This window comes from Streptomyces sp. NBC_00158 (assembly GCF_045160885.1).
Taxonomy (GTDB): domain Bacteria; phylum Actinomycetota; class Actinomycetes; order Streptomycetales; family Streptomycetaceae; genus Streptomyces.
Map to the genome: position 1 here is coordinate 2,257,756 of NZ_CP108161.1, position 23,924 is coordinate 2,281,679.

A 23,924-nucleotide genomic window follows, 5' to 3' on the forward strand; every position below is an offset into this window, starting at 1 on the left:
CCCGCGCAGCCCGTACCGTCCGTACCCCGCTCCCGCACCCGCCCCGCGGGCCCGCGCGGGTGCCCGCCGCCTCACCGGTGGCCTCACAGGTCGCCCCGCAGCGGCTCGTCCTCCGGCAGCGCCCGTGCGGGGTCGTCCCATACGAGGGCCAGCCCGGCCGCCCAGTAGGCGTCGGGGTCCGCCCCGTACGCCCGTTGCCGCAGGGCCTGGAGGCGCTGCGGCAGCACCGCGCCCCGGCCCGCCTCGGCCAGTTCCTCCCGCAGCCCCCGGTGGAAGGGGGCGCAGGAGGCCCCCGGGTCGGGCGGGGGCCTGCGGCAGACCACCACCCCGTAGCCGGCCTCGCGTACGGAGTGCAGCGCGCCCAGGGTCGGTTCGGCGTCCGCAGCCCGGCAGAGCACCGGGACGGTGTTGTCGAGGAGTCCGGCCAGCCAGCCCGGCGAGGGGCTGCGGGGGCGGCCGCGCAGGCAGTCGGCCCGCTGGTCCAGCAGCGGCCCCGCCTGCACCCGCGCCCACCGACCGGCCGCGACGGCTCCGCCGCCGGAGCGGAACACCACCGGCCGCTGCACCCCGACCGGGGTCCCGCCCGACACGGTCCACTCGTCGACGGCGAGCCCGAACAGTTCGGGGGCGACGGCGACTTCGAGGAGTGCGGCCGCCTCGTGCGTGTCGCACCGCCGGAAGCCCTCGGCGAGCGGGGCGCGCAGCGCCTCGGGCAGGGCCGCCAGGGTCGCGCGTACGCCGGCGGCGACGGGGGTGACCCGGTCGGGGCGGGCGGGGCCGGCGAGGACGGACACCCGCCAGTCGTAGACGTCCTCCCAGCCGTGGGCCCAGGCCTCCAGCAGTACGGAGGGGCCCGGCGGCAGCCCGGTGTGGCGCCGGGCGGGGCCGTGCGCCTCCCGGCCGGCGGCGGCGCGGCGGCGGCGTTCGCGTTCGGCGAGGCCGCGTTCGTGCCGCTCGCCCAGTTCCCGGCGCAGGGGGCGCCAGAGCCGTTCGGCGGTGGCGCGCACCCAGTCCCACAGTTCCTCGTCGGCGCCCGGGGCGGGCGGCTCGCGGTGGTCGGCGACGCTGACGGCGGTGGCGTAGCGGAGCATGGCGGCGGCCTCGCCGCCCGCGCCGGGCGGGTCGTGCAGCAGGCCGAGGCCGTCGCGCCAGCTGAGCGGGGCGGGCAGGGTGGTGTCGGGCTCCTCGCCCCTGGCCTGCTCCGCGAGCTCCCGTACGGCTTCGGAGGAGCCGGGCGGCGGGAGTTCGGCGAGGAGTCCGCACAGGGTGGTGCGTTCTCCGGCGGTGAGGCGGCCGCGGCCGCCGTAGGGGTCGCCGTCGCCGGCGGGCAGTTCGTCGTGCACGTCGGTCCAGGTCCTGCGGCTGTCGAGGTCGCTCAGGTGCCGGTCGTAGTGGTACAGGTCGTGGGCCTGCATGACCCGGCGGTAGAGGCCGGTCTGGCCGGTGGGGGCCATGGGCAGGGTGCGCAGCTGGGCCACGGAGACGGCGAGGCCGCCGCCGGCTCCGTTGCGGCGGGCCTTGACGACGCCGACGACCTCTCCGCGGGCGAGGTCGACGACGGGTCCGCCGGACATGCCGGCTTCGATCTCGTCGTCGTCGCCGAGGCGGATCGCGGCGCCGCCGGCGGCGTGGCCGCGCAGCCGGGTGGTGCGGCCGGTGATCTCGCGGAAGCCGAGTTCCTCGGTGCAGCCGAAGTAGGCGGCCTCGTCGAGGCGGGGTCTGGCCCGGTCGGTGAGCCAGACGCAGGCGTGGGTGACGGGGGCGAGGACGCGGACGAGCGCGAGGTCGGGCAAGTCCCACAGGGCGCGGCGGCCGGGCCGCCGCTCGTCGAGCCGTTCGGGCAGTACGCATTCCACCCGGCCGGTGACCGTCCCGGTGGCGCCGTCGCCGCCGGAGCCCCGGGTGCCCGCCCCGCCCCCGGAGAAGAAGGTGATGCCGACCTCACGCCCGGCCAGCCGCACGGCAGCACCCCCTTCGCCGACCACGTGCGCGCACGTCAGGACCCAGCCCGGGGCGATGAAGAACCCGCTCCCCCACGTCGGCCCCGTCCCGGGGGTCTCATACCCGTCCGGGGGCGCGTGGACGCGTACGGTGGCGGCCCGGACGAGGGGTTCGAGGAGCTCGAAGGCGCGCGCGGATCCGGCCGTGCGCCCGTCCGGCATCTCTGGTCCCCCGTCCCCCGCTCGCCCCGTGAAGGGCGTCCAAGGTAGCGCCGTGTGACCGGCGGGCGGGAGGGTCTCGGGGGTAAGCGGATTATCCTGGCGGGAAACACCCCCATCACCACGACACGGCACGGAGCCCGACTTGTACTTCACCGATCGCGGCATCGAGGAGCTGGAGAAGCGGCGCGGCGAGGAGGAGGTCACCTTCGAGTGGCTCGCCGAGCAGCTCCGCACGTTCGTCGACCTGAACCCGGACTTCGAGGTCCCGGTGGAACGCCTGGCGACCTGGCTGGCCCGGCTGGACGACGAGGACGAGGACGACGAGTAGTCCGAGCAGTGCGTACGCACGACTGAGGGGCCCGACCGCGTGCGGTCGGGCCCCTCGGTCGTGTACCGCTGGGGAGGGCCCGGATCAGGCGGCCTTGGTCTCCCAGAAGATGCGGTCGATTTCGGCGATGAGCTCCAGGGCCTTGGCGCCGGTCGCCGGGTCGTTCGACGCCTTGGCGGCCGAGAGGGCCTTCAGGGTGTCGTTGACCAGGGTGTGCAGCTGGGGGTACTTCTCGAAGTGCGGGGGCTTGAAGTAGTCGCTCCACAGCACCGAGACGTGGTGCTTCGCGAGCTCGGCGCGCTGCTCCTTGATGGTGATGGCGCGCGCGCGGAAGTCCGCGTCCTCGTTGGCCTGGTACTTCTCCTGGACGGCCTTGACGGACTCGGCCTCGATGCGGGCCTGGGCCGGGTCGTACACGCCGCAGGGCAGGTCGCAGTGGGCGGAGACCTTCACCTTGGGGGCGAAGAAGCGGGAAAGCATTGGAGTGGGTCCTCCTCGTGATCGTCTTCTCAAGGGTGGAGATTACTCGCTGAGAATCCGGAAATCGCGGGCGCCCCCATGGGCTTAGGACAAAAGTCCAGCCCCGGCCGAGCGGGGGTGAGCGAACGTACGGGGCCGTACGGCAGCATGCGGGGAGCGATGAGGAGGCCTGAGATGGTGCGGAGCGGGCGGGCGCGGGTGCGCGTGGGGATCACCGAGGTGTCGGGGCCGTCGATGGTGCCGACGCTGGTGCACGGGGACCGGCTGGCGGTCCGGTACGGGGCGTTGGTCCGGCCGGGTGACGTGGTGGTGTTCCGGCATCCGCTCCAGCAGGACCTGCTGGTGGTGAAGCGGGCGGCGGAGCGGCGGGCGGGCGGCTGGTGGATGCTCGGGGACAACCCGTTCAACGAGACGGGGGACAGCGCCGACTACGGCGCGGTGCCCGAGGAGCTGGTGCTGGCGGTGGCGTTCCTGCGGCTGCGGCCGCGCCCGGCGGGTCAGCGTTCGCTGAGGGCGCGGCTGTCCTGGGCGCTGTCGGCGGTGCGGCCGCTGCGTGCGGACGCCTCGGCCTCCAGCCGCTTGCGGGCGCGGTAGGCGGCGACGTTGGCGCGGGTGGCGCAGCGGTCGGAGCAGTAGCGCCGGGAGCGGTTGGTGGAGGTGTCGAGGTAGGCGTTGCGGCAGGGCGGGGCCTGGCACAGGCCGAGGCGGTCGGGGCCGTGTTCGGTGAGGGCGAAGGCGAGTCCCATGGCGGCCATGGCGGCGTAGCCGGCGGAGGCGTTGGAGGGGTGCTCGGCGAGGTGGATGTGCCAGTCGGGGCTGCCGTCCTCGCGGACGGTGTCGTGGCCGGTGACCTGGGGGCTGACGGGGAACTCCATGAGGAGGGAGTTGAGGAGGTCGACGGCGAGGGCGTGGTCGCCGCCGTCGGCCGCCTCGAAGACGGCGCGCAGCCGGCCGCGGACGTTGCGGAAGCGGGTGACGTCGGTGTCGGTGACCCGGCGGGCCATCTGGACGCTGGCGCCGAAGAGGGCGCGGACGTCGTCCACGGAGGTGAGGGCGTCCTTGTTGCGGGCCGGCTCCTCGGTGTTGACCAGACGCACGGCGAAGTCCGAGTAATGGGCCAGTTCCACTTGTAGTCCTTACGGCTGCGGATTAGTGTCTGCATCAGCCGGGTAACGGCTGCTTTGGCTTCGAGGGTATTACGTATGGAGGGGTTCGGGATGGCGGACGCCGTGACTGGCGCGTTCGGTACGGACTGGCGGGCCTGGCAGGAGAGCTGGGACCGCCAGCAGGAGTGGTACATGCCCGACCGCGAGGAGCGGTTCCGGGTGATGCTGGACATGGTGGAGGCCTTCGTCGGCCCCTCCCCCCGGGTGCTCGACCTCGCGTGCGGTACGGGAAGTATCACGGACCGGCTGCTGCGAAGGTTCCCGGAGGCGACGAGTACGGGGCTGGATCTGGACCCCGCGCTGCTGACGATCGCCCGGGGCCACTTCGAGGGGGACGACCGGGTCTCCTTCGTCACCGCCGACCTCAAGGACCCCGACTGGCGCTCGGCACTGCCGTACGACTCGTACGACGCCGTGCTGACCGCGACCGCCCTGCACTGGCTGCACAGCGAGGAGCTCACGGTCCTCTACGGCCGGATCTCGTCCCTGGTCCGCCCGGGCGGCGTCTTCATGAACGCCGACCACATGCCCGACGCCTCCACCCCGCTGATCAACGCCGCCGACCGGGCGCAGCGGCACGCCGGGATGGACCGGGCGAAGGCCGCCGGGGTCCTGGACTGGCGGGACTGGTGGGCGCTGGCCGCGTCCGACCCGGTGCTGGCCGGGCCCACGAAGGCCAGGTTCGAGATCTACGGGGAGCACGCCGACGGGGACACCCCCGACGAGTTCTGGCACGCCCGCACCCTGCGGGAGGCGGGCTTCGCGGAGGCCCGTACGGTCTGGCGCTCCCCCTCGGACGCGCTGGTCCTAGGCCTCAAGTAGGAATTCCCCGCGGCAGCGCGAAGGGGCGGTACGGATGTCCGTACCGCCCCTTCCGCACCCCGCCGGGGGCGCGGGGAACTGCGCGACCGGCCACGGACGGCCCGCACGCAGCTCCCCCACACGTTCCCGCGGAGCGCTACAGCACCTTGGAGAGGAACGCCTTCGTGCGGTCGTGCTGCGGGTTGCCCAGCACGTCGCGCGGGTTGCCGGACTCGACCACGACGCCGCCGTCCATGAAGACGAGGTTGTCGCCGACCTCGCGGGCGAAGCCCATCTCGTGGGTCACCACGATCATGGTCATGCCCGACTCCGCCAGGTCGCGCATGACGTCGAGGACGTCACCGACCAGCTCCGGGTCCAGGGCCGAGGTGGGCTCGTCGAAGAGCATCAGCTTCGGCTCCATGGCCAGCGCGCGGGCGATCGCCACGCGCTGCTGCTGGCCGCCGGAGAGCTGGGACGGGTAGTTCCCGCCCTTGGTCCCGAGGCCGACGCGGTCCAGGAGCTTGACCGCGCGCTCGCGCGCCACGGCCTTGCTCTCGCCCTTGACCATGACCGGGGCTTCCATGACGTTCTCTATGGCGGTCATGTGCGGGAAGAGGTTGAAGCGCTGGAAGACCATGCCGATGTCCCGGCGCTGGGCCGCGACCTCGCTGTCCTTCAGCTCGTAGAGCTTGTCGCCCTTCTGCTTGTAGCCCACCAGCTGGCCGTCGACCGAGAGCCGGCCGGCGTTGATGCGCTCCAGGTGGTTGATGCAGCGCAGGAAGGTGGACTTGCCGGAGCCGGACGGGCCGACCAGGCAGAAGACCTCGCGGGGGGCGACCTCAAGGTCGATGCCGCGCAGGATGTGGGCGGCGCCGTACGACTTGTGGACGCCTTCGGCCTTGACCATCGGCTGGGCGGTCACTTCGCCACCTCCGTACGGCGGAACATGTTCAGGTTGGCCTTGAGCCGCTCGAACGGGGTGGGCGGCAGGCTGCGCAGCGAGCCGCGGGCGTAGCGGCGCTCCAGGTAGTACTGGCCGACGCTGAAGACGCTGGTCAGCGCGAGGTACCAGATGGAGGCCACGAAGTACATCTCGATGACCGCGCCGGCGGTGCTGCCGATGTTGGAGCTGGCCCGCAGGAGTTCGGTGTACTGCACGGCCGAGACCAGGGACGAGGTCTTCAGCATGTTGATGAACTCGTTGCCGGTCGGCGGGATGATCACGCGCATCGCCTGCGGCAGCACGACGCGGCGCATGGTCTGCGTCTGGGTCATGCCGAGCGCGTGCGAGGCCTCGGTCTGGCCCTCGTCGACGGACTGGATGCCCGCGCGGACGATCTCCGCCATGTAGGCGCCCTCGTTCAGGCCGAGGCCCAGGAGGGCGACCATGAACGGCGTCATGACGTCGACGGTCTCGTTCTTGTAGATCGGGCCCAGGTTGATGTACTGGAAGATCAGCGGGAGGCTGAACCAGACCAGCAGCTGCACGTAGACCGGGGTGCCGCGGAAGAACCAGATGTAGAGCCAGGAGACGAAGCTCGTGACCGGGTTCTTCGACAGCCGCATCACGGCGAAGAGGATGCCGAGCGCCAGGCCGAGCGCCATGGCCGAGATGCTGATGATGATGGTGTTGCCGAGGCCGGTGAGGACCGCGGGGTCGAACAGCTTGTCGCCGACCGTGCCCCAGATGATCTTGCCCTGGGAGAAGGCGTAGACGAGCCACGCCAGGATGACGGCGACGGCCACGGCGCTGATCCAGCGGCCGTAGTGCCGTACGGGGATGGCCTTGATCGCCTCGTAGGGATTGCCCGAGGCGCCGGGCCCGGCCGGAGTTGCGGCCGGACCCTTGTCGATCTTGTCAGTCACAATGACTGCCCTTCAGTGGAGCTCTCGGATCACTTGCCGGCGTTGATCGTGGCGGACTGCACGGCGCTGTCCTTCACGTTCCACTTCTCCAGGACCTTGGCGTAGGAGCCGTCCTTGATGATGGCGTCGAGGGCTTCCTTGAGCGCGTCGCGGAGCTGGGTGTTCTCCTTGGAGACCGCGATGCCGAAGAGGCCGACGTCGGCCTGCTGGCCGCCGACCTCGAAGTCGTTGCCGCCGCCCGAGGTCTTCGCCGTGTAGGCGGTGACCGGGAAGTCGTTCAGGTCGGCGACGGCGCCGCCGGCCTTGACGCGGGTCTGGGCCTCGGCGTCGGTGTCGAACGCCTCGATGGTGAGCTTCTTGTCGCCGCACTTCTCGGCCTGGGCCTTGAAGGTGTCCTCGTACGTGGTGCCGCGCTGGACGGCGACGGTCTTGCCGCAGAGGTCGTCGAGGGACTTGATGCCCTGCGGGTTGCCCTTCTTGACGAGGAGCGAGACGCCGGAGGAGAAGTAGTCGACGAAGTCGACGCCCTTGCCGATCTTGGCACCCTTGTCGTCCAGGCCCTCCTGGCGCTTCTTGTTGTCCGTGATCGAGGACATCGCGATGTCCTGGCGACCGGTCTCCAGGGAGGTGATCAGACCGTCGAAGGTGCCGGAGGTGAACTGGAACTTCACGCCGAGCTGCTTGCCGAGGGCCTCGGCGATGTCGGGGTCGACACCCACGATCTTGCCGCCGTCGACGAACTCCATCGGCGCGTACGCCGTGTCGGAGCCGACCTTGATGACACCCGCGTCCTGGATCTTCTTCGGGAGCTTCGAGAACAGCGGGGCGCTGTTGTCGGTCTTGCCCGAGTCCGAGGAGCCGTTGCCCTCGGTCTGGTCGCCACATCCCGTGAGGATCAGGGCGCCGGCGACCGCGATCGCGCCGACCGCGGCGATCCGGGACCGGGCGGCGGTCGTACGACGGGTGGTGCTTGCGGTCATGAGCGGTTCCTCCGACAGGGGTGGAAAAGCATCCGAGAGAAGGGCGGACACGCACCATCGAGTGTCGCGACCTTGTGTGATTACGGCATCTTGCCATTCGGACTGACGCATTCAGGGTGCCCGTCAGGTCAAAATCAGATAACGGGCGCCCCCGACTACCCAACAGGACTGCGGGCAAGGCCCATCGGAGCCGCACAAACCCCCGTGACCAGCCGTTTTCGCCTCACTATTTACGGTGCGTCTCGCCTGGTGGACAGAGAGATTTGGACTTTTAGCCAAAACCGGGGCAAGGACCCTACGATCAGTCCGGAATCGACTCGTCTGGGCGAGTGTTCTTCGGGTAGAACAGATCCTTACACCCCTCATCCGGGGCTCAGGGCGCGCGTGCGGCGCGCCCGCGCGTACGAACCTCCCCTCCGCGGAGGCGGTCCAACCGTCGATGCGGAGTACGGACGCGGTGCCCGCCCACCCCTTAACCAGGAGTGGCCACCCTCAACGATTCAAGGACTTAAGGGGTCACACGAAGTGGCAGCGGAGATCGTCAACCCTCGCAGCGACAGTGCGACGGACAACAACCCCGATGCGGTGTTCGCACTGCACCGTGGCGGCAAGATGGCCATCCAGGCCACGGTGCCGGTGAACGACAAGGACGACCTGTCCCTGGCGTACACCCCCGGCGTGGCGAAGGTGTGCACCGCCATCGCCGAGCAGCCGGAGCTCGTGAACGAGTACACCTGGAAGTCGAACGTGGTCGCCGTCGTCACCGACGGTACGGCCGTGCTCGGACTCGGTGACATCGGTCCCGAGGCCTCCCTCCCCGTGATGGAGGGCAAGGCGATTCTTTTCAAGCAGTTCGGCGGCGTGGACGCGGTTCCGATCGCGCTCGCGACCAAGGACACGGACGAGATCGTCGAGACGGTCATCCGTCTGGCGCCGTCCTTCGGCGGGGTGAACCTGGAGGACATCTCCGCGCCCCGCTGCTTCGAGATCGAGCGCCGCCTCCAGGAGGCGCTGGACATCCCGATCTTCCACGACGACCAGCACGGCACGGCCATCGTGACGCTGGCCGCCCTGCGCAACGCCGCGAAGCTCACCGGTCGCACCCTCGGCGACCTGCGCGCCGTGATCGCGGGCGCCGGCGCGGCGGGCATCGCCATCGCCAAGATCCTGGTCGACGCGGGCATCGGCGACGTCTGCGTCACCGACCGCAAGGGCGTCGTCTCCTCGGACCGCTCCGACCTGACGGACGTCAAGGCGGAGATCGCGGGCCTGACGAACAAGACCGGCCTGAACGGCACGCTGGAGGAGGCCCTCGCCGGCGCGGACGTCTTCATCGGCGTCTCCGGCGGCACCGTGGGCGAGGAGGCCGTGGCCACGATGGCGAAGAACTCCTTCGTCTTCGCCATGGCCAACCCGAACCCGGAGGTCCACCCCGACGTCGCGCACAAGTACGCGGCCGTCGTGGCGACCGGCCGTTCGGACTTCCCGAACCAGATCAACAACGTGCTGGCGTTCCCGGGCATCTTCGCGGGTGCCCTGAAGGTCCGCGCGACCCGGATCACCGAGGGCATGAAGATCGCCGCCGCCGACGCCATCGCCGGCGTCGTGGGTGACGAGCTCGCCGCCGACTACGTGATCCCCTCGCCGTTCGACGAGCGCGTCGCCGAGGCCGTCACGGCCGCGGTCGCCGCCGCCGCGAAGGCCGACGGGGTGGCCCGCCTGGCCTGAGCGCCACGCTGAGTCACGGTTGCACGAGTGGGGCCCGGCCGGATCCATCCGGCCGGGCCTCTTCGCGTGCGCGTCGTCCCCCCGCGGGAACGCACCCTCCCCGCCCCCGAACCGGGAGGGGTCGTTCCGCCCTCCTTGCCGGGCGCGCGAGAGAACGCGGGAACGCAAAGCGAGAACGCGGCGGGAATGACAGGCTCATGACGAGCGCGCCGCATGGCTTGAATCCTACCCCTCTCCGAGACCCCCGCTGACGTTCCGGTTAGTCCTATGAGCGCCACAAACCGCCTGGTACGGCTGGTAGTTGAGTATCGAACCAGTACTTCCGCTCCCACCGACCCGCGATCACCCACCCCTGGCCAGGACGGCCTACCGACCGGTAGCGTCTGGCGCCATGTTCGCTGCCTATGCCGCCCGAATCGACCGAGACCAGCCGCTGACCGGCCTTGAGCTGGGCGAGCGCCCGGCCCCCGGGGCCCGCCCCGGCTGGGTGACCGTCAACGTCAAGGCCGCCTCCCTCAACCACCACGACCTGTGGTCGCTGCGCGGAGTCGGCCTCGGCGAGGACAAACTGCCCATGATCCTCGGCTGTGACGCCGCCGGGACCGACCAGGACGGCAACGAGGTCGTCCTGCACTCCGTGATCGGCCAGAGCGGCCACGGGGTCGGCCCGGACGAGCCCCGCTCGATCCTGACCGAGCGCTACCAGGGCACCTTCGCCGAGCAGGTGACCGTCCCCGCCTGGAACGTGCTGCGCAAGCCCGCCGAGCTGTCCTTCGAGGAGGCCGCCTGCCTCCCGACGGCCTGGCTGACGGCGTACCGGATGCTCTTCACCAACGCCGGGGTCCGCCCCGGCGACTCCGTGCTCGTCCAGGGCGCGGGCGGCGGGGTCGCCACCGCCGCGATCGTCCTGGGCAAGGCCGCCGGCCTGCGCGTCTTCGCCACCAGCCGCGACGAGGCCAAGCGCAAGCGGGCCGTGGAGCTGGGCGCGGTGGAGGCGTACGAGCCCGGCGCGCGGCTCCCGCACCGGGTGGACGCGGTCATCGAGACGGTGGGCGCCGCCACCTGGTCGCACTCGGTCAAGAGCCTGCGCCCCGGCGGCACCCTGGTGATCTCGGGCGCGACCAGCGGCGGCACCCCGCCGGCCGGCGAGCTGCACCGGATCTTCTTCCTGGAGCTGAAGGTGGTCGGCTCGACCATGGGCACCAAGGACGAGCTGGAGGACCTGCTGTCCTTCTGCGCGGCCACCGGCATCCGCCCAGTCATCGACCAGGTGCTGCCGCTGGACCGCGCCCGCGAGGGCTTCGAGAAGCTCGAATCGGGCGACCTCTTCGGAAAGATCGTCCTCACCACCTGAGTCTGTCAATCGGGGTTGACGACCCTCCCGCGTCAACCTACATTGACAGACATGACCGAAGCGACCGACCTCGCCGCACGCGCCGGCGACCGGGACCCGCGCGTGGGCCTGCGCGCCGTGGCCGCCCTCCGCAGACTGCTGGAGCAGCTGGAGGCCGTCCAGGTGCGCAGCGCCCGCGCGCAGGGCTGGTCCTGGCAGGAGATCGCGTCCGAACTGGGCGTCAGCCGGCAGGCCGTACACAAGAAGCACGGGAGGCTGTGATGTTCGAACGCTTCACCCGGGACGCTCGGAACGCGGTGGCGGGCGCGGTGGCCCAGGCCCGGACCGCGGGAGCCGGGTCCGTCACGGAGGAGCACCTGCTCCTCTCACTGCTGGACGGCGGCGCGCTGGACCCACTCCGAGTCGACGGCACGGCCGTCGCGGCCGACCTCGAAGCGGCCCGCCGCCGGGGCGGGATGTCCAAGGCGGACGAGGAGGCCCTCGCGGGCCTCGGCATCGACCTCTCGGAGATCGTCTCCCGGATCGAGGAGACGCACGGCACGGGCGCCCTCGCGGCCCCCGCTCCCCGCAGGCGGGGGCTGGGCACCTCGCTCCGCGAGGCCCTGGGCCGGCCCTCCCCGGACCGGCGCCACTTCCCCTTCACCCAGGGCGCGAAGAAGACCCTGGAGCAGTCCCTTCGCATCGCCCTGGGCCGCAAGGACCGCCACATCGGCACCCTCCACCTGCTCCTGGCCCTGGTCTCGCGCCCCGGCCCGGCCTCCGAAGCCCTCGCGGACCACGGAGTCACGTACGCCACGGTGGAGACCGCCCTCGCCGCCTAACCCTTGAGGCCCGCCGCGATGCGGGCGGCGGCGGCCGCCAGGTGGGCCCGGGCCTCGGCCAGCTGGGCCGGGGTCACGCCGTGGTCCCGCGCCGCGTCCCGGACGTCGTCGCGGAAGCGGTCCAGCAGCCGGTCCAGGTCCCGCGCCGGGTCGGCGGTGGCCGTCAGGTCCTCGGCCCAGCCCGAGCCCGCGGGCCCGGGGGCGGCCGTCCACTCGGGGGCGGGGGCGGTGTGGCCGTTGCCCAGCCAGGCGCCGGCCAGGCTGCCCAGGACGCCGCCGGACTTCGCGAACTGCTCCTGGAGCTGCGCGGCGATCCGCTGGACCTCCTCGCGGGCCCGCTCCTGGGCCTCCTTGGCCTGGCGGCGGGCCTGCTGGGCCTCCTCGCGGGCCCGGCGGCTCTCGTCCTTGGCCCGGCGGGCCTGCTCCTTCCACTCCTGCTTCGCCTTGCGGAACTCCTCCTTGGCGGCCTTCCAGGACTCGTCGTCCACCTGCGTGGCCGTCGCGGAGGCCGCGGCCCGCATCTCGCGGCGCAGGTCGCCGGCGGCGCCGCGGACGTCGTCGCGGATCTCGGCGGCCAGCTCGGAGACGGAGTCGCGGATCTCCAGCTCCAGGTCCGCGAGCTCCCCGACCCGGTCGGCCAGCTCGGCACGGCCCGACTCGGTGATCGAGTACACCTTGCGCCCGCCCTCGGTGGCGTACGTGACCAGCCCCTCGGCCTCCAGCTTGGCCAGCCGCGGGTACACGGTGCCCGCGGAGGGCGCGTACAGGCCCTGGAACCGCTCCTCCAGCAGGCGGATCACCTCGTACCCGTGGCGGGGCGCCTCGTCCAGCAGCTTGAGGAGGTAGAGGCGGAGGCGGCCGTGGGCGAAGACGGGCGGCATGTCAGAGCACCTTCTTGTCGAGCTGGAGGGGAGCGGCCGCGGCCTCGGACTGCGGGCGGCTCAGCAGGGCGATCGCCCCGGAGACGGTGGTGGCCCGCAGGGTGCCGGCGCCCGAGCCGAGGGTGCCGGTGATCCGCTTGGCGCCGAACTGGCCGGTGACGCGCAGGTCCTCGAAGCCGTTGGAGACGCTGCCGGTGGCGGTGTTGGCCTCGACCTTGGCGTCGGCCGGGTGCGGGAGGCGGATGGCCACCTCGCCGGACACGGAGTTCAGGAAGATGTCCACCGGCTTGGCGGCGTCCGGGTCGGGGACGAGGTCGATGAGCATGTCGCCGCTGACCGAGTCGGCCCTTACGCTGCCGGCCGCGCCGTCGACCAGGGTCAGGCCGCCGGAGACGGAGTGGAAGCCGAACTCACCGGTGACGGACTGCGCCTCGACGGCGCCGGACACCGTACGCGCCTCCACCCGCCCGGAGAGGCCGACCAGCGTCGCGTCGCCCGAGACCCCGTTGACCTCGGTCCCGCCGGAGATCCCGGAGACGAAGGCGGCGGCGCTGACGGCGGCCAGCTGGACGTGGGTGCCGGCGGGGACGGTCACCGTCACGGTGACGCTGCGCTCCCAGGCCTTGCGGCCGTCCGGGGAGGAACCGGCCCAGGCCTTCCACGGCTTGCCCTCGATCCACTTCCGGAAGCCCTGGGAGCCGTTCCAGGGGAGGTCCTCGTAGGAGAGCGTGAGCGTGCCGCCGTCCTGGACCACGTGCAGCGGCGGCCCGTCGACCTCGGCGACCTCCAGGCGGGCCGGGCCCTCCTCGGCGGCGACCACGTTCACGGTCCCGCCGACGACGCGTACGCGGAGGTCGTGGACCGGCTGCTCGAAGGCGAGCTTCTGCGGTGCGGCGACGGACCACGTCATCTGCTCTGGCATGTGCTGCTCCTTCTTCAGGCTGACGCACGCAACATATCGCGTCTTCTGTAGACACGATATATCGCGGCACCCCGAAGTCAAGCACCCCCTTTTTGACGCGTCGCTCGCGCGGTGCGGCCGCGGGCGGCCTTACCGGCTTCGCGCCGCTGCGGCGGCCTCCGGCAGTCTGGGCCGGGGCGGGGTCGGTTCGGGCGGGTGGGGCCGGTGGGTTGGGTGCGAGTGGGTGGGCCGCTGCGCGGGGCGAGGTCCCCTACCCGCCCTTCCACCGTTCCCAGGGACTCCGCCCCTGACCCCGTTCCGGGCGCTCCGCGCCCGGTGCGCTCAAACGCCGCGCGGGCTGGATTGCCCGCAGGGCAGTTCCAGCCCCGCCGGCGATTGAGGCGCGGGCGCGGTAGCGCCGTGTCTTGAGCCGCACCGGCTCGGAGCGCCAGCTCTCCCAGCGGCACCGGCACGCAGCGCCGGACTCTTCCCCAGCCCCGCCGGCGCTTGAGGCGAGAACGGTTGAAGGGCGGGGAGGGGCAAGCCCCGCGCAGCGGCACGGCAGCCGCAGACGGCGGGGCCCCGGCCCGGGGGCAGGGCGACAACAGCCCGGCCAGGGCCGAGGCGGCGGACGCGTCCGCCCGGGGGCACCACGGTCCGGCCCCGCCGGGGAGGGGCGAGCCCCTACGCCACCAGCAGCGGGCTTCCGCTTCGGCGGAGCCAGGCTCGGTACGGCGGGGTGCGGAGGGCGGCTTCGCGGTAGGCGTCGCGGAGGTCCTCGAAGACCTCCGCGTGCTCCCCCGGCCGCGTCGCGAGAAGCAGCCGCACCGCCAGCGGGTCCCCCGACAGCGGCCGGATGGCCATGTCGTCGCGCGGCCCGGACGTCGGCTGGCACGGCGCCACCGCCTCGCCGGAGACGATCAGCGAGGTCGCCGTGTGGTAGTCGGCGTGCAGTACGGGCGGGTCGACCCCGGCCCCCGCGAAGACCCGTCTCAGGCCGTCCCACTCACCGTCGACCGATGGGTCCACCGTCCAGCGGTCCCCGGCCAGGTCCTCTAACGCGACCACCGGCGACCGCGCGGCGGGGTGGTCCCGGGACATGGACACGAACTGCGGCTCGCGTTCCATCAGCACCCGGAGCTCCAGCCCGGCCGGCACCCGCAGCGGGCTGCCCTCCACCTCGTGCACGAACGCGACGTCCAGCTGTCCGCCGGCCGTCATCCGCAGCAGCGCGTTCGCCGAGGTGTCCACCACCAGCGAGGTCTCCGTTTCCGGGGCGCGCCGGTGCAGCCGTCGCAGCCAGCCCGGCAGGGCCCGGCTCGCGGTCGAACCTATGCGCAGCCGGGGCCCGTTCGCCGCCGCGCGCGCCTCGGCGACCAGTGCGGCCATGTCCGCGAGCAGCGGCCGCGCCCGCCCGAGCACCGTGCGCCCGAAGGGGGTCGGCCGGCAGCCGGTCCGTTCGCGCAGGAACAGTTCTCCGTCCAGGGCCCGTTCTATGCGGCGCAGCTGGGTCGTCAGGGAGGGCTGGCTCACGCCGAGTTGCCGGGCGGCCTTGTGCAGACTGCCGGCGTCCTCGATGGCACACAGTGCGCGCAGGTGCCTCACCTCGAGCTCCATGTCCCGAGGGTAGGCGGGGCCCGCGTACCGCACCAGCCGCCGATAGCCCCCCGAATCCCGCCATTCTCACGCCAGTTGACCAAGGTGAATCCTGCCGAAACCTGCCCGATAGCTCCGCGCTATCGGGCTCTGACATCATCCCCCGGCCCCCTCGGCTCCCGCAGACTCCTGTGCCGGATGACCCATCCACCCCCCACCGCACCAGCCGAGTAGGAGCCCCCCCACATGCGCCACTCCCGCAGGAACATGCTGTCCGCCGCCGCCGTCGGACTCGGTGTCGCCGCCGCCCTCGGCGGTGTCGTGCCGGCCGCCGGTGCCGCGACGGCCGCCCCGGCCGGCAGCCCGGCGAGCTACGCCGCGTACGAGGCTTCGGCGGAGAACGACGCCGCCACCCGGGCCTTCTTCGAGGCCGTGAAGCGTTCGGTCGCCGAGCAGCGGGCCGCGAACCCGGGCGCACTGGCCGTCACCGTCACCTACAACACCCGCAGCGCGCCGAGCTTCCGTACCCAGATAGCCAACTCCACCCGCATCTGGAACAGCTCGGTCGCCAACGTGAAGCTCCAGGAGGTGTCCTCGGGCGGGAACTTCTCGTACCGCGAGGGCAACGACTCCCGCGGCTCGTACGCGAGCACGGACGGCCACGGCCGCGGCTACATCTTCCTGGACTACCGGCAGAACCAGCAGTACAACTCCACCCGCGTGACGGCGCACGAGACCGGTCACGTGCTGGGTCTGCCGGACCACTACTCGGGTCCGTGCAGCGAGCTGATGTCGGGCGGCGGCCCGGGCACCTCGTGCACGAACGCCACCCCGAACAGCGCCGAGCGGTCGCGCGTCAACCAGCTGTGGGCCAACGGGCTGGTCGCCTCGGGCATGGACACCAAGGGTTAAGAGCCAAGGGCTACGCCACCCTCTACGTCCCCGTCACCCGGCGGGGACGTAGAGGGTGCAGTCCGGGTTCCGGCAGGGACCCGGACTCCACTCGGGGACGAAGATCCCCAGGGACTTGCGCCGGTGGAGCATGGTCTCCACCGCACGCCCGCAGGCCGGACACGCCCGCTGCTCGTGTCCGGCCCGCGGGGCGACCGTCCCGCGCTCGTGCTGCTGCTGTTCACCGGCCATACCTCCACGGTAGGCCGGTTTCGTGCGTTATGGCACGGCCGGCCGCGCGCGGGGTCAGCGCTTGACGTCGTACGAGGTGACGATCTGGCCGCCACCGAGGGCGGTGCAGCCGGTCAGCTCCAGGGGGCGCACCCCGAACCCGGCGCGGGACATCGGCATGCCGGTGCCGACGACGACGGGGTAGGTCTTGACGATGTACTCGTCGATCTCGTCCGCCAGCTGGGCCGCGAGGTCGGCGCCGCCGCACAGCCAGATGCCGAGCCCGTCCCGCGCCTTCATCTCCCGCACGTGGGCGACGAGGTCGCCGCCGATGAGGCGGACCTCGGGGTCCGGCGGGGTGGTGAGGCTGCGCGAGACGACGTACTGCTCGCGCATGTGGCCGTAGGGGCTGGGCAGGCCGGCCTTGAGGCCGGGCTCGTAGGTGTTGCGACCCATGATCACCGCGTCGAAGCGCTTGGGCGCGGCGTCCTCGATGCCGAGCTGCTTGCGTCCGGCGGCGGAGATCGTCTCCGGGTACTCGGCGGTCAGGAGGCCGATGAACTCAGGGTCGACGTAGCTGTAGATGAAATCGGCATCGCCGTCCGGGGCTCCGATGAAGCCGTCGACGGTGGTGGCGATGAAGTACGTGAGCTTGCGCAAGCGATTCTCTTCCGTCCGGGGGTGCCGCCGCTCCGGGGCACGTCAATGAAAGTACTTCACCTGAAGTGCTTTGCCAACCCCCCATTCGTGGGGGGGTCCGTTCAGCCCCGCGGCTTGCGCCACATCGGCCACATCAGGGGCCCCTCCGGCAGTCGCACCGCCTCACCGGTGAACTCCCACCCGAGCCGCTCGTACAACCCCTTGCTGCGCTCGCTGCTCGCCTCCAGGTAGGCCGGGAGCCCGTCCCGGTCGCAGCGCTCCAGTACCGGCCGCATCAGCTCGGTGCCCAGCCCCTCGCCCTGCCGGCCGGGGGCGACCGCGATCATCAGCAGGTACTCGTGCTCCTCGGCGGTGGGGTGCACCGCGCCCGTGAGCCGCCCGACCAGCTCGCACCGCTCGTTGTCGGGGTCGGCGACCGCCCGCATCTTCGCCGGGACCTCGTCCTCGCCCTCCGGCTCGCCGGCCGGGACGCGCACCCACAGCGCCGCCGCCGAGCCGTCCGCCGCGTAGTCGATCCGCCCCTCGGCCAGGGCGACGTCCACGAAGACCCCGAGGAACCTGCCGTGCACGGCGGCCCGGTGCTCCGGGTCGGGGAAGACCCAGCTGCTCACCGGGTCCTCACGGAAGGCCTCGTCCAGCAGGCGCGCGACCGCGTCCCGGTCCGACTGATCCGCCTGACGTATCTCCAGCACCACGGGGAACACCCTTCACTCGCATGTCAACTACCGCGAGTGATCCTAGAGTTGCCCGCCGCTCCTCCCGCCGTCCGCCCGTGAAAAGGCCCGTTCCGGCGCCCCGCAGCGCCGGAACGGGCCGCTCCGCGGCACCGGCCCGGATGTGACCGGACCGACCGGACCGGACCGACCGGACCGGACCGACCGGACCGGACCGACCGGCCGCCGCTACCTGGTGCGCCGCGTCACGAACTCCGCGAGCGCCAGCAGCCCGCCCGCCGCCGCGAGGTCGGGGACCGCCCGGGACAGCTCCTGCACCGCCCGGCCCATCCGGTCGGCGGCTTGGGCCTGCGCCCAGTCGCGGCCGCCGGCCCGCTCCACCGCGCGGGCGGCCCGGGACACGTCGTCCTCCTTGAGCGGCCCCGCGTACAGGAGCGCCAGCTCCTCCCCCGCCCCGGTGCCCGAGGTGAGGGCGGCCACGACGGGGAGGGACTTCTTGCGGGCGATCAGGTCGGCACCGGCGGGCTTGCCGGTGTGCCCGGGGTCGCCCCAGATGCCGATCAGGTCGTCGATCAGCTGGAAGGCGAGCCCCGCCTGCCGCCCGAAGGCGTCCATCGCCTCGACCTCCTCCGGCCCGGCCCCCGCGTACAGCGCGCCCAGCGCGCACGCGCAGCCCAGGAGGGCGCCGGTCTTGGCCTCCGCCATGGTCAGGCACTCGTCGAGGGAGACGTGCGTGCGCTCCTCGAAGGCGCAGTCCGCCTGCTGTCCCTCGCACAGCTCGACGACGCAGGCCGCCAGCCGGGCCGAGGCCCGCGCCGAGGCCGGGTGCGGGTCCTCGGCGAGCAGCCGCAGCGCGAGCGCCATCATGGCGTCGCCCGCGAGGATCGCGTGCGGGGTCCCGAAGACGGTCCACGCGGTGGGCCTGCCGCGGCGGCGGACGTCCCGGTCGATGATGTCGTCGTGCAGCAGCGTGAAGTTGTGCGCGAGCTCCACGGCGGCCGCCGCCCGTACGGCGCCCCGGACGGCCTCCGCGGGCGCGCCCAGCGCCTGCGCGGAGGCGAGCACGAGGGCGGGCCGGATGGCCTTGCCCGCGCCGCCCGCGGCCGGGCCGCCGTCCTCGCGCTCCCAGCCGAAGTGGTACATCGCCACCCGGCGCATCTGGCCGGGCAGGCCCTCGACGGCCCGGCGCAGTTCCGGGTTGACCGTTTCTCTCGTCTCTTCCAGCAGGGCGGCCGCTTCCTGTCCCTCGCCGGCGACGACGGTGTCGGCGGTCACCGGTCCCAGCGGCCGATCTCTACGTTCTCCAGGACGCCGAGCGCGTCCGGCACCAGGACGGCGGCGGAGAAGTAGGCGGTGACCAGGTAGGAGATGATCGCCTGCTCGTTGATGCCCATGAAGCGCACGGACGTGCTCGGCTCGATCTCGTCGGGGATGCCGGGCTGGTGGAGGCCGATGACGCCCTGCTCCTCCTCGCCGGTGCGCATGCACAGGATGGAGGTCGTGCGGGAGGCGCTGACCGGGATCTTGGTGGACGGGAAGATGGGCACGCCGCGCCAGGAGGTCACCCGGGTGCCGGCGACGTCGACCGTCTCCGGGTAGAGCCCGCGCTTGTTGCACTCGCGGCCGAAGGCGGCGATGGCCCCGGGGTGCGCGAGGAACAGCTTGGAGTCGCGCCGCATGGAGAGCAGGGCGTCGAAGTCGTCGGGGGTGGGCGCGCCGTCGTGGGGCTGGATGCGCTGGTCGTAGTCGGCGTTGTGGAGCAGGCCGAACTCCGGGTTGTTGAGCAGCTCGTGTTCCTGGCGTTCGCGCAGCGCCTCGACCGTGAGCCGCAGCTGCTGCTCGGTCTGGTTCATCGGGTGGTTGTAGAGGTCGGCGACGCGCGTGTGGACGCGCAGGACCGTTTGTGCAATGGAGAGTTCGTACTCGCGCGGGCGGGGTTCGTAGTCGGCGAAGGCGCGGGGGAGCACGGCCTCGCCGACGTGGCCGGCGGAGAGCTCGATGGCGGCCTCGCCGTAGGGGTTGGTGCGCCGCTCCGGCCGGGTGCGTACCCGGTCCACGTGCGCCCGCAGCGAGTCGGCCCGGTCGGCGAGGAGCAGGAAGTCCTCGCGGGACAGCACGAGGGCGGTACCGGGGGTGGCGGCGCGGGCGGTGTACTCCCAGATCGCCGCGCCGTCGGTGAGGGAGGCCTCGCCGAAGTAGGCGCCGTCGGCGACGGTCCGCAGGACCGCGTCCTCGCCGTAGGGGCCGGGGCCGATCTGTTCGACGCGGCCGTGGGCGAGCAGGAAGACCTGGTCGGAGGGGCTGCCGAAGGAGGTCAGCTCCTGTCCGGCCTCGAAGTCGACCTGGCGGCAGCGGCCGGCGAGTTCGGTGAGGACCTCGGGGTCCTCGTAGTCGCGCAGCAGGGGCAGTTCGCCGAGCTCGGCCGGGATGACCTGGACCCGGGAGCCGGTCTTGACGAACTCGACGACGCCGTTGCCGACGGTGTGGCTGAGCCGGCGGTTGACCCGGTAGGCGCCGCCCTGGACCGAGACCCACGGGAGCGTCTTCAGCAGCCACCGTGAGGTGATCTCCTGCATCTGCGGCGCGGACTTGGTCGTGGTTGCCAGGTTCCGCGCGGCCGCGGTCCCCAGACTGCTCTGCGGTGTCCGGGTTCCGGCTTCGGAACCTGCCTGGACCGACATGTATTTCCTTCCGATCACTCCATGGTCTGCGGAGCGGAAGCCTTCCAGTGCGCCATGTGGCCGGACCACTACACAAACGGGTGGGACTGGCTCCCGGGACCCGGGGCATGCTCAAAGGTTCAACTGCTTCACATTTCCTCCCGGAGACCTGACCCGTTTCGGCCATCCCGCACGCCCGGCCGCCCTTAATTTGTATCTGCGATGCCAGTTTTCTACGCTGGGGCCATGCGGCTGACGCGATTCACCGACCTGGCGCTGCGCGTGCTCATGCGCCTGGCCGTCGAGGACACGGACCTGCCCACCACCCGGGAGGTGGCGGCGACCATGGAGGTCCCGTACACCCACACCGCCAAGGTGGTCGCCAGGCTGCAGCACCTCGGACTGGTCGAGGCCCGGCGCGGCCGCGGCGGCGGGCTCGCACTCACCGCCGCCGGACGCGCCGCCTCGGTCGGCGGGGTGGTGCGCGAGCTGGAGGGCGCGGGCGACGTCGTGGACTGCGAGGGCACCACCCCGTGTCCGCTGCGCGGGGCCTGCGTACTGCGCGGCGCGCTGCGCCGGGCCCAGGAGGCGTTCTTCGCCGCGCTGGACCCGCTCACGGTGAACGAGCTGGTGGCGGCCCCCACGGGACCCCTGCTGCTGGGCATTTCGAGCGCCGGCGGCCGAGTGGCCGATTGACCGCACCCCCCGGCCCGCTTTCGAACGGATCTCCGTATGGCGGCGGGCCTCCCCGAACCCTTTAATACGAATCTGAAGTACCAATTAAGCGAGGAGCCGCCATGCTGTCGGAGAAGTCGACCGCGACCGTACGCGCCACCCTGCCCGCCGTCGGGGCCGCCATCACGGACATCACGGAGCTGTTCTACTCGAAGCTCTTCGCGGCCCACCCGGCGCTGCTCCGGGACCTGTTCAACCGCGGCAACCAGAACGCCGGGCTCCAGAAGCAGGCCCTGGCCGGCTCGATCGCCGCCTTCGCCACCCACCTCGTGGAGCACCCGGACACCCGTCCCGACGTGATGCTGAACCGCATCGCCCACAAGCACGCCTCCCTCGGCGTCACCCGCGAGCAGTACCCGGTCGTCCACCGGCACCTCTTCGAGGCCATCGCCGAGGTCCTGGGCGAGGCCGTCACGCCCGAGGTCGCCGAGGCCTGGGACGAGGTCTACTGGCTGATGGCGAACGCCCTGATCGCCGCCGAGGAGCGGCTCTACGCCGAGCAGCGGGTCCTCGCCGGCGAGGTCTGGCGGGAGTGGACGGTGGCCGCGCGGATCGAGGAGACGGCCGACTGCACCACCTTCCACCTGGTCCCCGCCGACGGCGCCCCCGCCCCCGGCTCCAAGCCCGGCCAGTACGTCTCGGTCCAGGTCGAACTCCCCGACGGCGCCCGCCAGATCCGCCAGTACAGCCTCTCCAGCTCCCCCGGCTCCCCCGTCCGCGCCATCACCGTCAAGCGGGTCCACGGCCCGGCCGCCTGCGGCGGCCCCGACGGCGAGGTCTCCCACCACCTCCACTCCCGGGTCCGCACCGGCGACACCCTGCGCGTCTCGGCCCCGTACGGCGACCTGGTCCTCCAGGACCCCGACTCGCCCGTACTGCTCGCCTCGGCGGGCATCGGCTGCACCCCGATGCTGTCGATGCTGGAGCACCTGGCCGACACCGGACACACCGGCCCGGTCACCGTGGTGCACGCCGACCGCAGCCCCGCCGACCACGCCCTGCGCTCCGACCACCGCGCGCTGACCCACAAGCTCGCCGACGCCACGGCCCGCTTCTGGTACGAGGCCGGGGCCGAGGCCGGCGACTCCACCGGCCTCGTCGACCTCGCCACGGTCCCGGTCGCCCCCGGCACCCGGGCGTACCTGTGCGGGCCGCTCCCCTTCATGCGGGCGGTCCGCGCCCAGCTGCTCGCCAAGGGCGTCCCGGCCTCCCACGTCCACTACGAGGTCTTCGGCCCGGACCTGTGGCTCGCCTCCGCCTGACGGCCGGCTCGGCGTGACGGCCGGCTCGGCGTGACGGCCGGCTCGGCCTGACGGCTGGCCGAAAGACGCCCTAGCCCCGGAAGGGCCGCCTCCACTACACCGTTAAGTAACCGCATGAACACACACGGTGAAAGGAGGCGGCCGTGTCCGCACCCATGTCCGCTGACCGCTTCATCCAGGCACTGCGCGCCGAAGGGCTGACCGTCGTGGAGGTCGGCGCCTGGCGCAACCGCAACCGCAACCACAAGGGCCCCTGGGGGCCGGTGCACGGGGTGATGGTCCACCACACCGTCACCCGCGGCACCGCGTACACCGTGGAGCTCTGCCGCGACGGCGACTCCGCCCTGCCCGGCCCCCTCTGCCACGGCGTGATCGCCAAGGACGGCCGGGTCCACCTCGTCGGCTACGGCCGCACCAACCACGCCGGCGCCGGCGACTCCGACGTCCTGGCCGCCGTGATCGCCGAGAAGCGGCTGCCGCCGGACCACCACGCCGACACCGACGGCAACCGGTACTTCTACGGCTTCGAGTGCGAGAACCTCGGCGACGGCGAGGACCCCTGGCCGCCCGCACAGCTCGACGCCATCGCCCGCGCGGCGGCCGCCGTCTGCCGGGTCCACGGCTGGGGCGCCCGCTCGGTCATCGGCCACCGGGAGTGGCAGCCCGGCAAGGTCGACCCCAGGGGCTTCGCCATGGACTGGCTCCGCGAACGCGTCGCCGACCGCCTCAAGTAACGAAGCCCCCGGCGACGGTGACCGCCCCGCCCCGCCCATCGCCCGCGTCCTGCCCGCTCACCGCCGCCAGGACCCGGGCCGCGCCCTCCGCGCCCGGACCGACAATGGACGGGTGACCCACCCCGAACTGCGCCCCCGCCCACCGTCCCCCCTCGTCGAGGCGGCCGACGAACGCTTCACCGCGCACGGGGTACGGCTCCTGCTCAAGCGGGACGACCTCGTCCACCCGGAACTGCCCGGCAACAAATGGCGCAAGCTCGCGCCGAACCTCCGGGCAGCGCTGGAGGCGGGCCACGACCGGCTCGCCACGTTCGGCGGCGCCTACTCCAACCACCTCCGGGCCACCGCGGCCGCCGGCCGGCTGCTCGGCCTGGAGACCGTCGGCATCGTCCGGGGCGACGAACTGGCCGGCCGCCCCCTCAACGACTCCCTCGCCCGCTGCGCCGCCGACGGCATGCGGCTGCACTTCGCCACCCGCTCCGAGTACCGCCGCAAGGCCGAACCCGACACCCGGGACGGCCTGCTGGCCGCCGCCGGGGCCACCGGGGCGTACCTGGTCCCCGAGGGCGGCAGCAACCCCCTGGCCCTCACCGGCTGCGCGGAACTGGGCCGCGAGCTGCGCGGGACGTCCGAGGTGGTGGCGGTCGCCTGCGGTACGGGCGGCACCCTGGCCGGCCTCGCGGCGGGGCTCGCCCCCGGGCAGCGGGCGCTGGGCGTACCGGTGCTGGCCGGCGGCTTCCTGGGCGCGGAGATACGTTCCCTCCAGGCGGCGGCCTTCGGCGGCCCGGCCGGCGACTGGACCCTGGCGGAGGGTTTCGACCACGGCGGCTACGCCCGCGTCCCGCCCGCCCTGGACGCCTTCGCCGCCGACTTCGAGCACCGGCACGGGCTCCCGGTGGAGCGGATCTACGTCGCGAAGCTCCTCTGGGCCCTGCACGCCCTCACCGCCGCCGGCGCCTTCCCCCGGGGCACGACCGTCACCGCGGTCGTCACGGGCCGACCGTAGGCCG

At 72.5% G+C, this 23,924-nt stretch carries 26 protein-coding genes; 12 read left to right on the forward strand and 14 right to left on the reverse strand.

Features of this window, described 5'->3' with window-relative positions; translation table 11 throughout:
• Nucleotides 1–83 precede the first annotated feature (83 nt).
• A complete protein-coding gene (locus OG553_RS09950) occupies nt 84–2,162 on the reverse strand; it encodes a trypsin-like peptidase domain-containing protein (RefSeq protein WP_405978632.1) in 2,079 nt (692 codons plus the stop codon).
• 142 nt (nt 2,163–2,304) lie between these two features.
• Here OG553_RS09950 and OG553_RS09955 point away from each other — a divergent pair, with 142 nt between their 5' ends.
• Nucleotides 2,305–2,490, forward strand: coding sequence for a DUF6104 family protein (locus OG553_RS09955; protein WP_007266501.1), 186 nt, complete (start codon nt 2,305–2,307; stop codon nt 2,488–2,490).
• Between the two features lie 84 nt (nt 2,491–2,574).
• On the opposite strand, the gene sodN is transcribed toward OG553_RS09955, so the two are convergent.
• Nucleotides 2,575–2,970: a superoxide dismutase, Ni gene (gene sodN, locus OG553_RS09960; RefSeq protein WP_007266490.1), complete on the reverse strand. Its 396-nt coding sequence runs from the start codon at nt 2,968–2,970 to the stop codon at nt 2,575–2,577.
• A gap of 159 nt (nt 2,971–3,129) precedes the next feature.
• On the opposite strand from sodN, the gene sodX reads away from it, so the two are divergent.
• The gene (sodX, locus tag OG553_RS09965) at nt 3,130–3,564 is read left to right on the forward strand and encodes a nickel-type superoxide dismutase maturation protease (RefSeq protein WP_405978633.1); all 435 of its coding nucleotides are present in this window, start codon (nt 3,130–3,132) and stop codon (nt 3,562–3,564) included.
• Here the strand turns inward: sodX and OG553_RS09970 are convergent.
• Entirely contained in the window at nt 3,468–4,097 is a 630-nt protein-coding gene (locus tag OG553_RS09970; protein WP_405978634.1) for a CGNR zinc finger domain-containing protein, read from the reverse strand. The two genes, sodX and OG553_RS09970, sit on opposite strands and share 97 nt — an antisense overlap.
• Before the next feature lie 90 nt (nt 4,098–4,187).
• Between OG553_RS09970 and OG553_RS09975 the strand changes: the two genes are divergently transcribed.
• The gene (locus tag OG553_RS09975; protein ID WP_405978635.1) at nt 4,188–4,958 is read left to right on the forward strand and encodes a class I SAM-dependent methyltransferase; all 771 of its coding nucleotides are present in this window, start codon (nt 4,188–4,190) and stop codon (nt 4,956–4,958) included.
• Between the two features lie 136 nt (nt 4,959–5,094).
• On the opposite strand, the gene OG553_RS09980 is transcribed toward OG553_RS09975, so the two are convergent.
• Genes OG553_RS09980 through OG553_RS09990 form a run of 3 tightly spaced genes read right to left on the reverse strand, consistent with a single transcriptional unit; the run spans nt 5,095 to nt 7,786 of the window.
• Nucleotides 5,095–5,847, reverse strand: a complete 753-nt coding sequence (locus OG553_RS09980) for an amino acid ABC transporter ATP-binding protein (RefSeq protein ID WP_362468031.1) — start codon at nt 5,845–5,847, stop codon at nt 5,095–5,097.
• Between the two features lie 11 nt (nt 5,848–5,858).
• The gene (locus OG553_RS09985) at nt 5,859–6,806 is read right to left on the reverse strand and encodes an amino acid ABC transporter permease (RefSeq protein ID WP_405978636.1); all 948 of its coding nucleotides are present in this window, start codon (nt 6,804–6,806) and stop codon (nt 5,859–5,861) included.
• Between the two features lie 29 nt (nt 6,807–6,835).
• A complete protein-coding gene (locus OG553_RS09990) occupies nt 6,836–7,786 on the reverse strand; it encodes an ABC transporter substrate-binding protein (RefSeq protein WP_405978637.1) in 951 nt (316 codons plus the stop codon).
• Nucleotides 7,787–8,311: 525 nt separating this feature from the next.
• Here OG553_RS09990 and OG553_RS09995 point away from each other — a divergent pair.
• From OG553_RS09995 to OG553_RS10010, 4 genes are all read left to right on the forward strand, one after another.
• Nucleotides 8,312–9,514 (forward strand): NADP-dependent malic enzyme, encoded by a 1,203-nt coding sequence (locus tag OG553_RS09995; RefSeq protein ID WP_385763485.1) that lies wholly within the window; start codon nt 8,312–8,314, stop codon nt 9,512–9,514.
• 391 nt (nt 9,515–9,905) lie between these two features.
• Complete coding sequence (locus OG553_RS10000) at nt 9,906–10,868, forward strand: zinc-binding dehydrogenase (protein WP_405978638.1); 963 nt, start codon at nt 9,906–9,908, stop codon at nt 10,866–10,868.
• A gap of 51 nt (nt 10,869–10,919) precedes the next feature.
• Nucleotides 10,920–11,129, forward strand: a complete 210-nt coding sequence (locus tag OG553_RS10005) for a helix-turn-helix domain-containing protein (RefSeq protein ID WP_362467998.1) — start codon at nt 10,920–10,922, stop codon at nt 11,127–11,129.
• Complete coding sequence (locus OG553_RS10010) at nt 11,129–11,689, forward strand: Clp protease N-terminal domain-containing protein (protein ID WP_405978639.1); 561 nt, start codon at nt 11,129–11,131, stop codon at nt 11,687–11,689. Before OG553_RS10005 ends, OG553_RS10010 begins: the two co-directional genes overlap by 1 nt.
• On the opposite strand, the gene OG553_RS10015 is transcribed toward OG553_RS10010, so the two are convergent.
• The 3 genes from OG553_RS10015 to OG553_RS10025 form a co-directional block, all read right to left on the reverse strand.
• Nucleotides 11,686–12,570, reverse strand: a complete 885-nt coding sequence (locus OG553_RS10015; RefSeq protein ID WP_405978640.1) for a helix-turn-helix transcriptional regulator — start codon at nt 12,568–12,570, stop codon at nt 11,686–11,688. The two genes, OG553_RS10010 and OG553_RS10015, sit on opposite strands and share 4 nt — an antisense overlap.
• A gap of 1 nt (nt 12,571) precedes the next feature.
• Nucleotides 12,572–13,492 carry a DUF4097 family beta strand repeat-containing protein gene (locus OG553_RS10020; RefSeq protein WP_405978641.1) on the reverse strand — a complete coding sequence of 307 codons (921 nt, stop codon included), beginning with the start codon at nt 13,490–13,492 and terminating at the stop codon, nt 12,572–12,574.
• A 663-nt stretch (nt 13,493–14,155) separates the two neighbouring features.
• On the reverse strand, nt 14,156–15,088 hold the full coding sequence (locus tag OG553_RS10025) for a LysR substrate-binding domain-containing protein (RefSeq protein WP_405978642.1): 933 nt from the start codon (nt 15,086–15,088) through the stop codon (nt 14,156–14,158).
• Between the two features lie 225 nt (nt 15,089–15,313).
• Between OG553_RS10025 and snpA the strand changes: the two genes are divergently transcribed.
• Entirely contained in the window at nt 15,314–15,979 is a 666-nt protein-coding gene (gene snpA / locus OG553_RS10030; protein ID WP_405978643.1) for a snapalysin, read from the forward strand.
• Between the two features lie 33 nt (nt 15,980–16,012).
• On the opposite strand, the gene OG553_RS10035 is transcribed toward snpA, so the two are convergent.
• The 5 genes from OG553_RS10035 to OG553_RS10055 form a co-directional block, all read right to left on the reverse strand.
• A complete protein-coding gene (locus OG553_RS10035) occupies nt 16,013–16,210 on the reverse strand; it encodes a hypothetical protein (RefSeq protein ID WP_405978644.1) in 198 nt (65 codons plus the stop codon).
• Between the two features lie 54 nt (nt 16,211–16,264).
• The gene (locus tag OG553_RS10040) at nt 16,265–16,849 is read right to left on the reverse strand and encodes a dihydrofolate reductase family protein (RefSeq protein WP_405978645.1); all 585 of its coding nucleotides are present in this window, start codon (nt 16,847–16,849) and stop codon (nt 16,265–16,267) included.
• A 101-nt stretch (nt 16,850–16,950) separates the two neighbouring features.
• The gene (locus tag OG553_RS10045; RefSeq protein ID WP_405978646.1) at nt 16,951–17,544 is read right to left on the reverse strand and encodes a GNAT family N-acetyltransferase; all 594 of its coding nucleotides are present in this window, start codon (nt 17,542–17,544) and stop codon (nt 16,951–16,953) included.
• 207 nt (nt 17,545–17,751) lie between these two features.
• Complete coding sequence (locus OG553_RS10050; RefSeq protein WP_405983005.1) at nt 17,752–18,807, reverse strand: family 2 encapsulin nanocompartment cargo protein polyprenyl transferase; 1,056 nt, start codon at nt 18,805–18,807, stop codon at nt 17,752–17,754.
• Complete coding sequence (locus tag OG553_RS10055; protein WP_405978647.1) at nt 18,795–20,204, reverse strand: family 2B encapsulin nanocompartment shell protein; 1,410 nt, start codon at nt 20,202–20,204, stop codon at nt 18,795–18,797. The genes OG553_RS10050 and OG553_RS10055 overlap by 13 nt, the downstream gene beginning before the upstream one ends.
• A 225-nt stretch (nt 20,205–20,429) precedes the next feature.
• Between OG553_RS10055 and OG553_RS10060 the strand changes: the two genes are divergently transcribed.
• The 4 genes from OG553_RS10060 to OG553_RS10075 all read left to right on the forward strand — a co-directional run bounded on the left by OG553_RS10060 (nt 20,430) and on the right by OG553_RS10075 (nt 23,920).
• Nucleotides 20,430–20,879, forward strand: a complete 450-nt coding sequence (locus tag OG553_RS10060) for an RrF2 family transcriptional regulator (RefSeq protein WP_405978648.1) — start codon at nt 20,430–20,432, stop codon at nt 20,877–20,879.
• 101 nt (nt 20,880–20,980) lie between these two features.
• A complete protein-coding gene (locus OG553_RS10065; RefSeq protein ID WP_405978649.1) occupies nt 20,981–22,180 on the forward strand; it encodes a globin domain-containing protein in 1,200 nt (399 codons plus the stop codon).
• A gap of 143 nt (nt 22,181–22,323) precedes the next feature.
• Nucleotides 22,324–22,914 (forward strand): N-acetylmuramoyl-L-alanine amidase, encoded by a 591-nt coding sequence (locus tag OG553_RS10070; RefSeq protein ID WP_405978650.1) that lies wholly within the window; start codon nt 22,324–22,326, stop codon nt 22,912–22,914.
• Nucleotides 22,915–23,026: 112 nt separating this feature from the next.
• A complete protein-coding gene (locus OG553_RS10075) occupies nt 23,027–23,920 on the forward strand; it encodes a 1-aminocyclopropane-1-carboxylate deaminase/D-cysteine desulfhydrase (RefSeq protein WP_405978651.1) in 894 nt (297 codons plus the stop codon).
• Nucleotides 23,921–23,924: the final 4 nt, after the last annotated feature.

What these genes read in the sequence shown, in the direction of transcription:
- OG553_RS09950 (WP_405978632.1), bottom strand. Translation starts at nt 2,162, where the DNA reads ATGCCGGACGGGCGCACGGCCGGATCCGCGCGCGCCTTCGAGCTCCTC.
- sodN (WP_007266490.1), bottom strand. Translation starts at nt 2,970, where the DNA reads ATGCTTTCCCGCTTCTTCGCCCCCAAGGTGAAGGTCTCCGCCCACTGC.
- sodX (WP_405978633.1), top strand. Translation starts at nt 3,130, where the DNA reads ATGAGGAGGCCTGAGATGGTGCGGAGCGGGCGGGCGCGGGTGCGCGTG.
- OG553_RS09975 (WP_405978635.1), top strand. Translation starts at nt 4,188, where the DNA reads ATGGCGGACGCCGTGACTGGCGCGTTCGGTACGGACTGGCGGGCCTGG.
- OG553_RS09980 (WP_362468031.1), bottom strand. Translation starts at nt 5,847, where the DNA reads ATGGTCAAGGCCGAAGGCGTCCACAAGTCGTACGGCGCCGCCCACATC.
- OG553_RS09990 (WP_405978637.1), bottom strand. Translation starts at nt 7,786, where the DNA reads ATGACCGCAAGCACCACCCGTCGTACGACCGCCGCCCGGTCCCGGATC.
- OG553_RS10000 (WP_405978638.1), top strand. Translation starts at nt 9,906, where the DNA reads ATGTTCGCTGCCTATGCCGCCCGAATCGACCGAGACCAGCCGCTGACC.
- OG553_RS10005 (WP_362467998.1), top strand. Translation starts at nt 10,920, where the DNA reads ATGACCGAAGCGACCGACCTCGCCGCACGCGCCGGCGACCGGGACCCG.
- OG553_RS10010 (WP_405978639.1), top strand. Translation starts at nt 11,129, where the DNA reads ATGTTCGAACGCTTCACCCGGGACGCTCGGAACGCGGTGGCGGGCGCG.
- OG553_RS10015 (WP_405978640.1), bottom strand. Translation starts at nt 12,570, where the DNA reads ATGCCGCCCGTCTTCGCCCACGGCCGCCTCCGCCTCTACCTCCTCAAG.
- OG553_RS10020 (WP_405978641.1), bottom strand. Translation starts at nt 13,492, where the DNA reads ATGCCAGAGCAGATGACGTGGTCCGTCGCCGCACCGCAGAAGCTCGCC.
- OG553_RS10025 (WP_405978642.1), bottom strand. Translation starts at nt 15,088, where the DNA reads ATGGAGCTCGAGGTGAGGCACCTGCGCGCACTGTGTGCCATCGAGGAC.
- snpA (WP_405978643.1), top strand. Translation starts at nt 15,314, where the DNA reads ATGCGCCACTCCCGCAGGAACATGCTGTCCGCCGCCGCCGTCGGACTC.
- OG553_RS10035 (WP_405978644.1), bottom strand. Translation starts at nt 16,210, where the DNA reads ATGGCCGGTGAACAGCAGCAGCACGAGCGCGGGACGGTCGCCCCGCGG.
- OG553_RS10055 (WP_405978647.1), bottom strand. Translation starts at nt 20,204, where the DNA reads ATGTCGGTCCAGGCAGGTTCCGAAGCCGGAACCCGGACACCGCAGAGC.
- OG553_RS10060 (WP_405978648.1), top strand. Translation starts at nt 20,430, where the DNA reads ATGCGGCTGACGCGATTCACCGACCTGGCGCTGCGCGTGCTCATGCGC.
- OG553_RS10065 (WP_405978649.1), top strand. Translation starts at nt 20,981, where the DNA reads ATGCTGTCGGAGAAGTCGACCGCGACCGTACGCGCCACCCTGCCCGCC.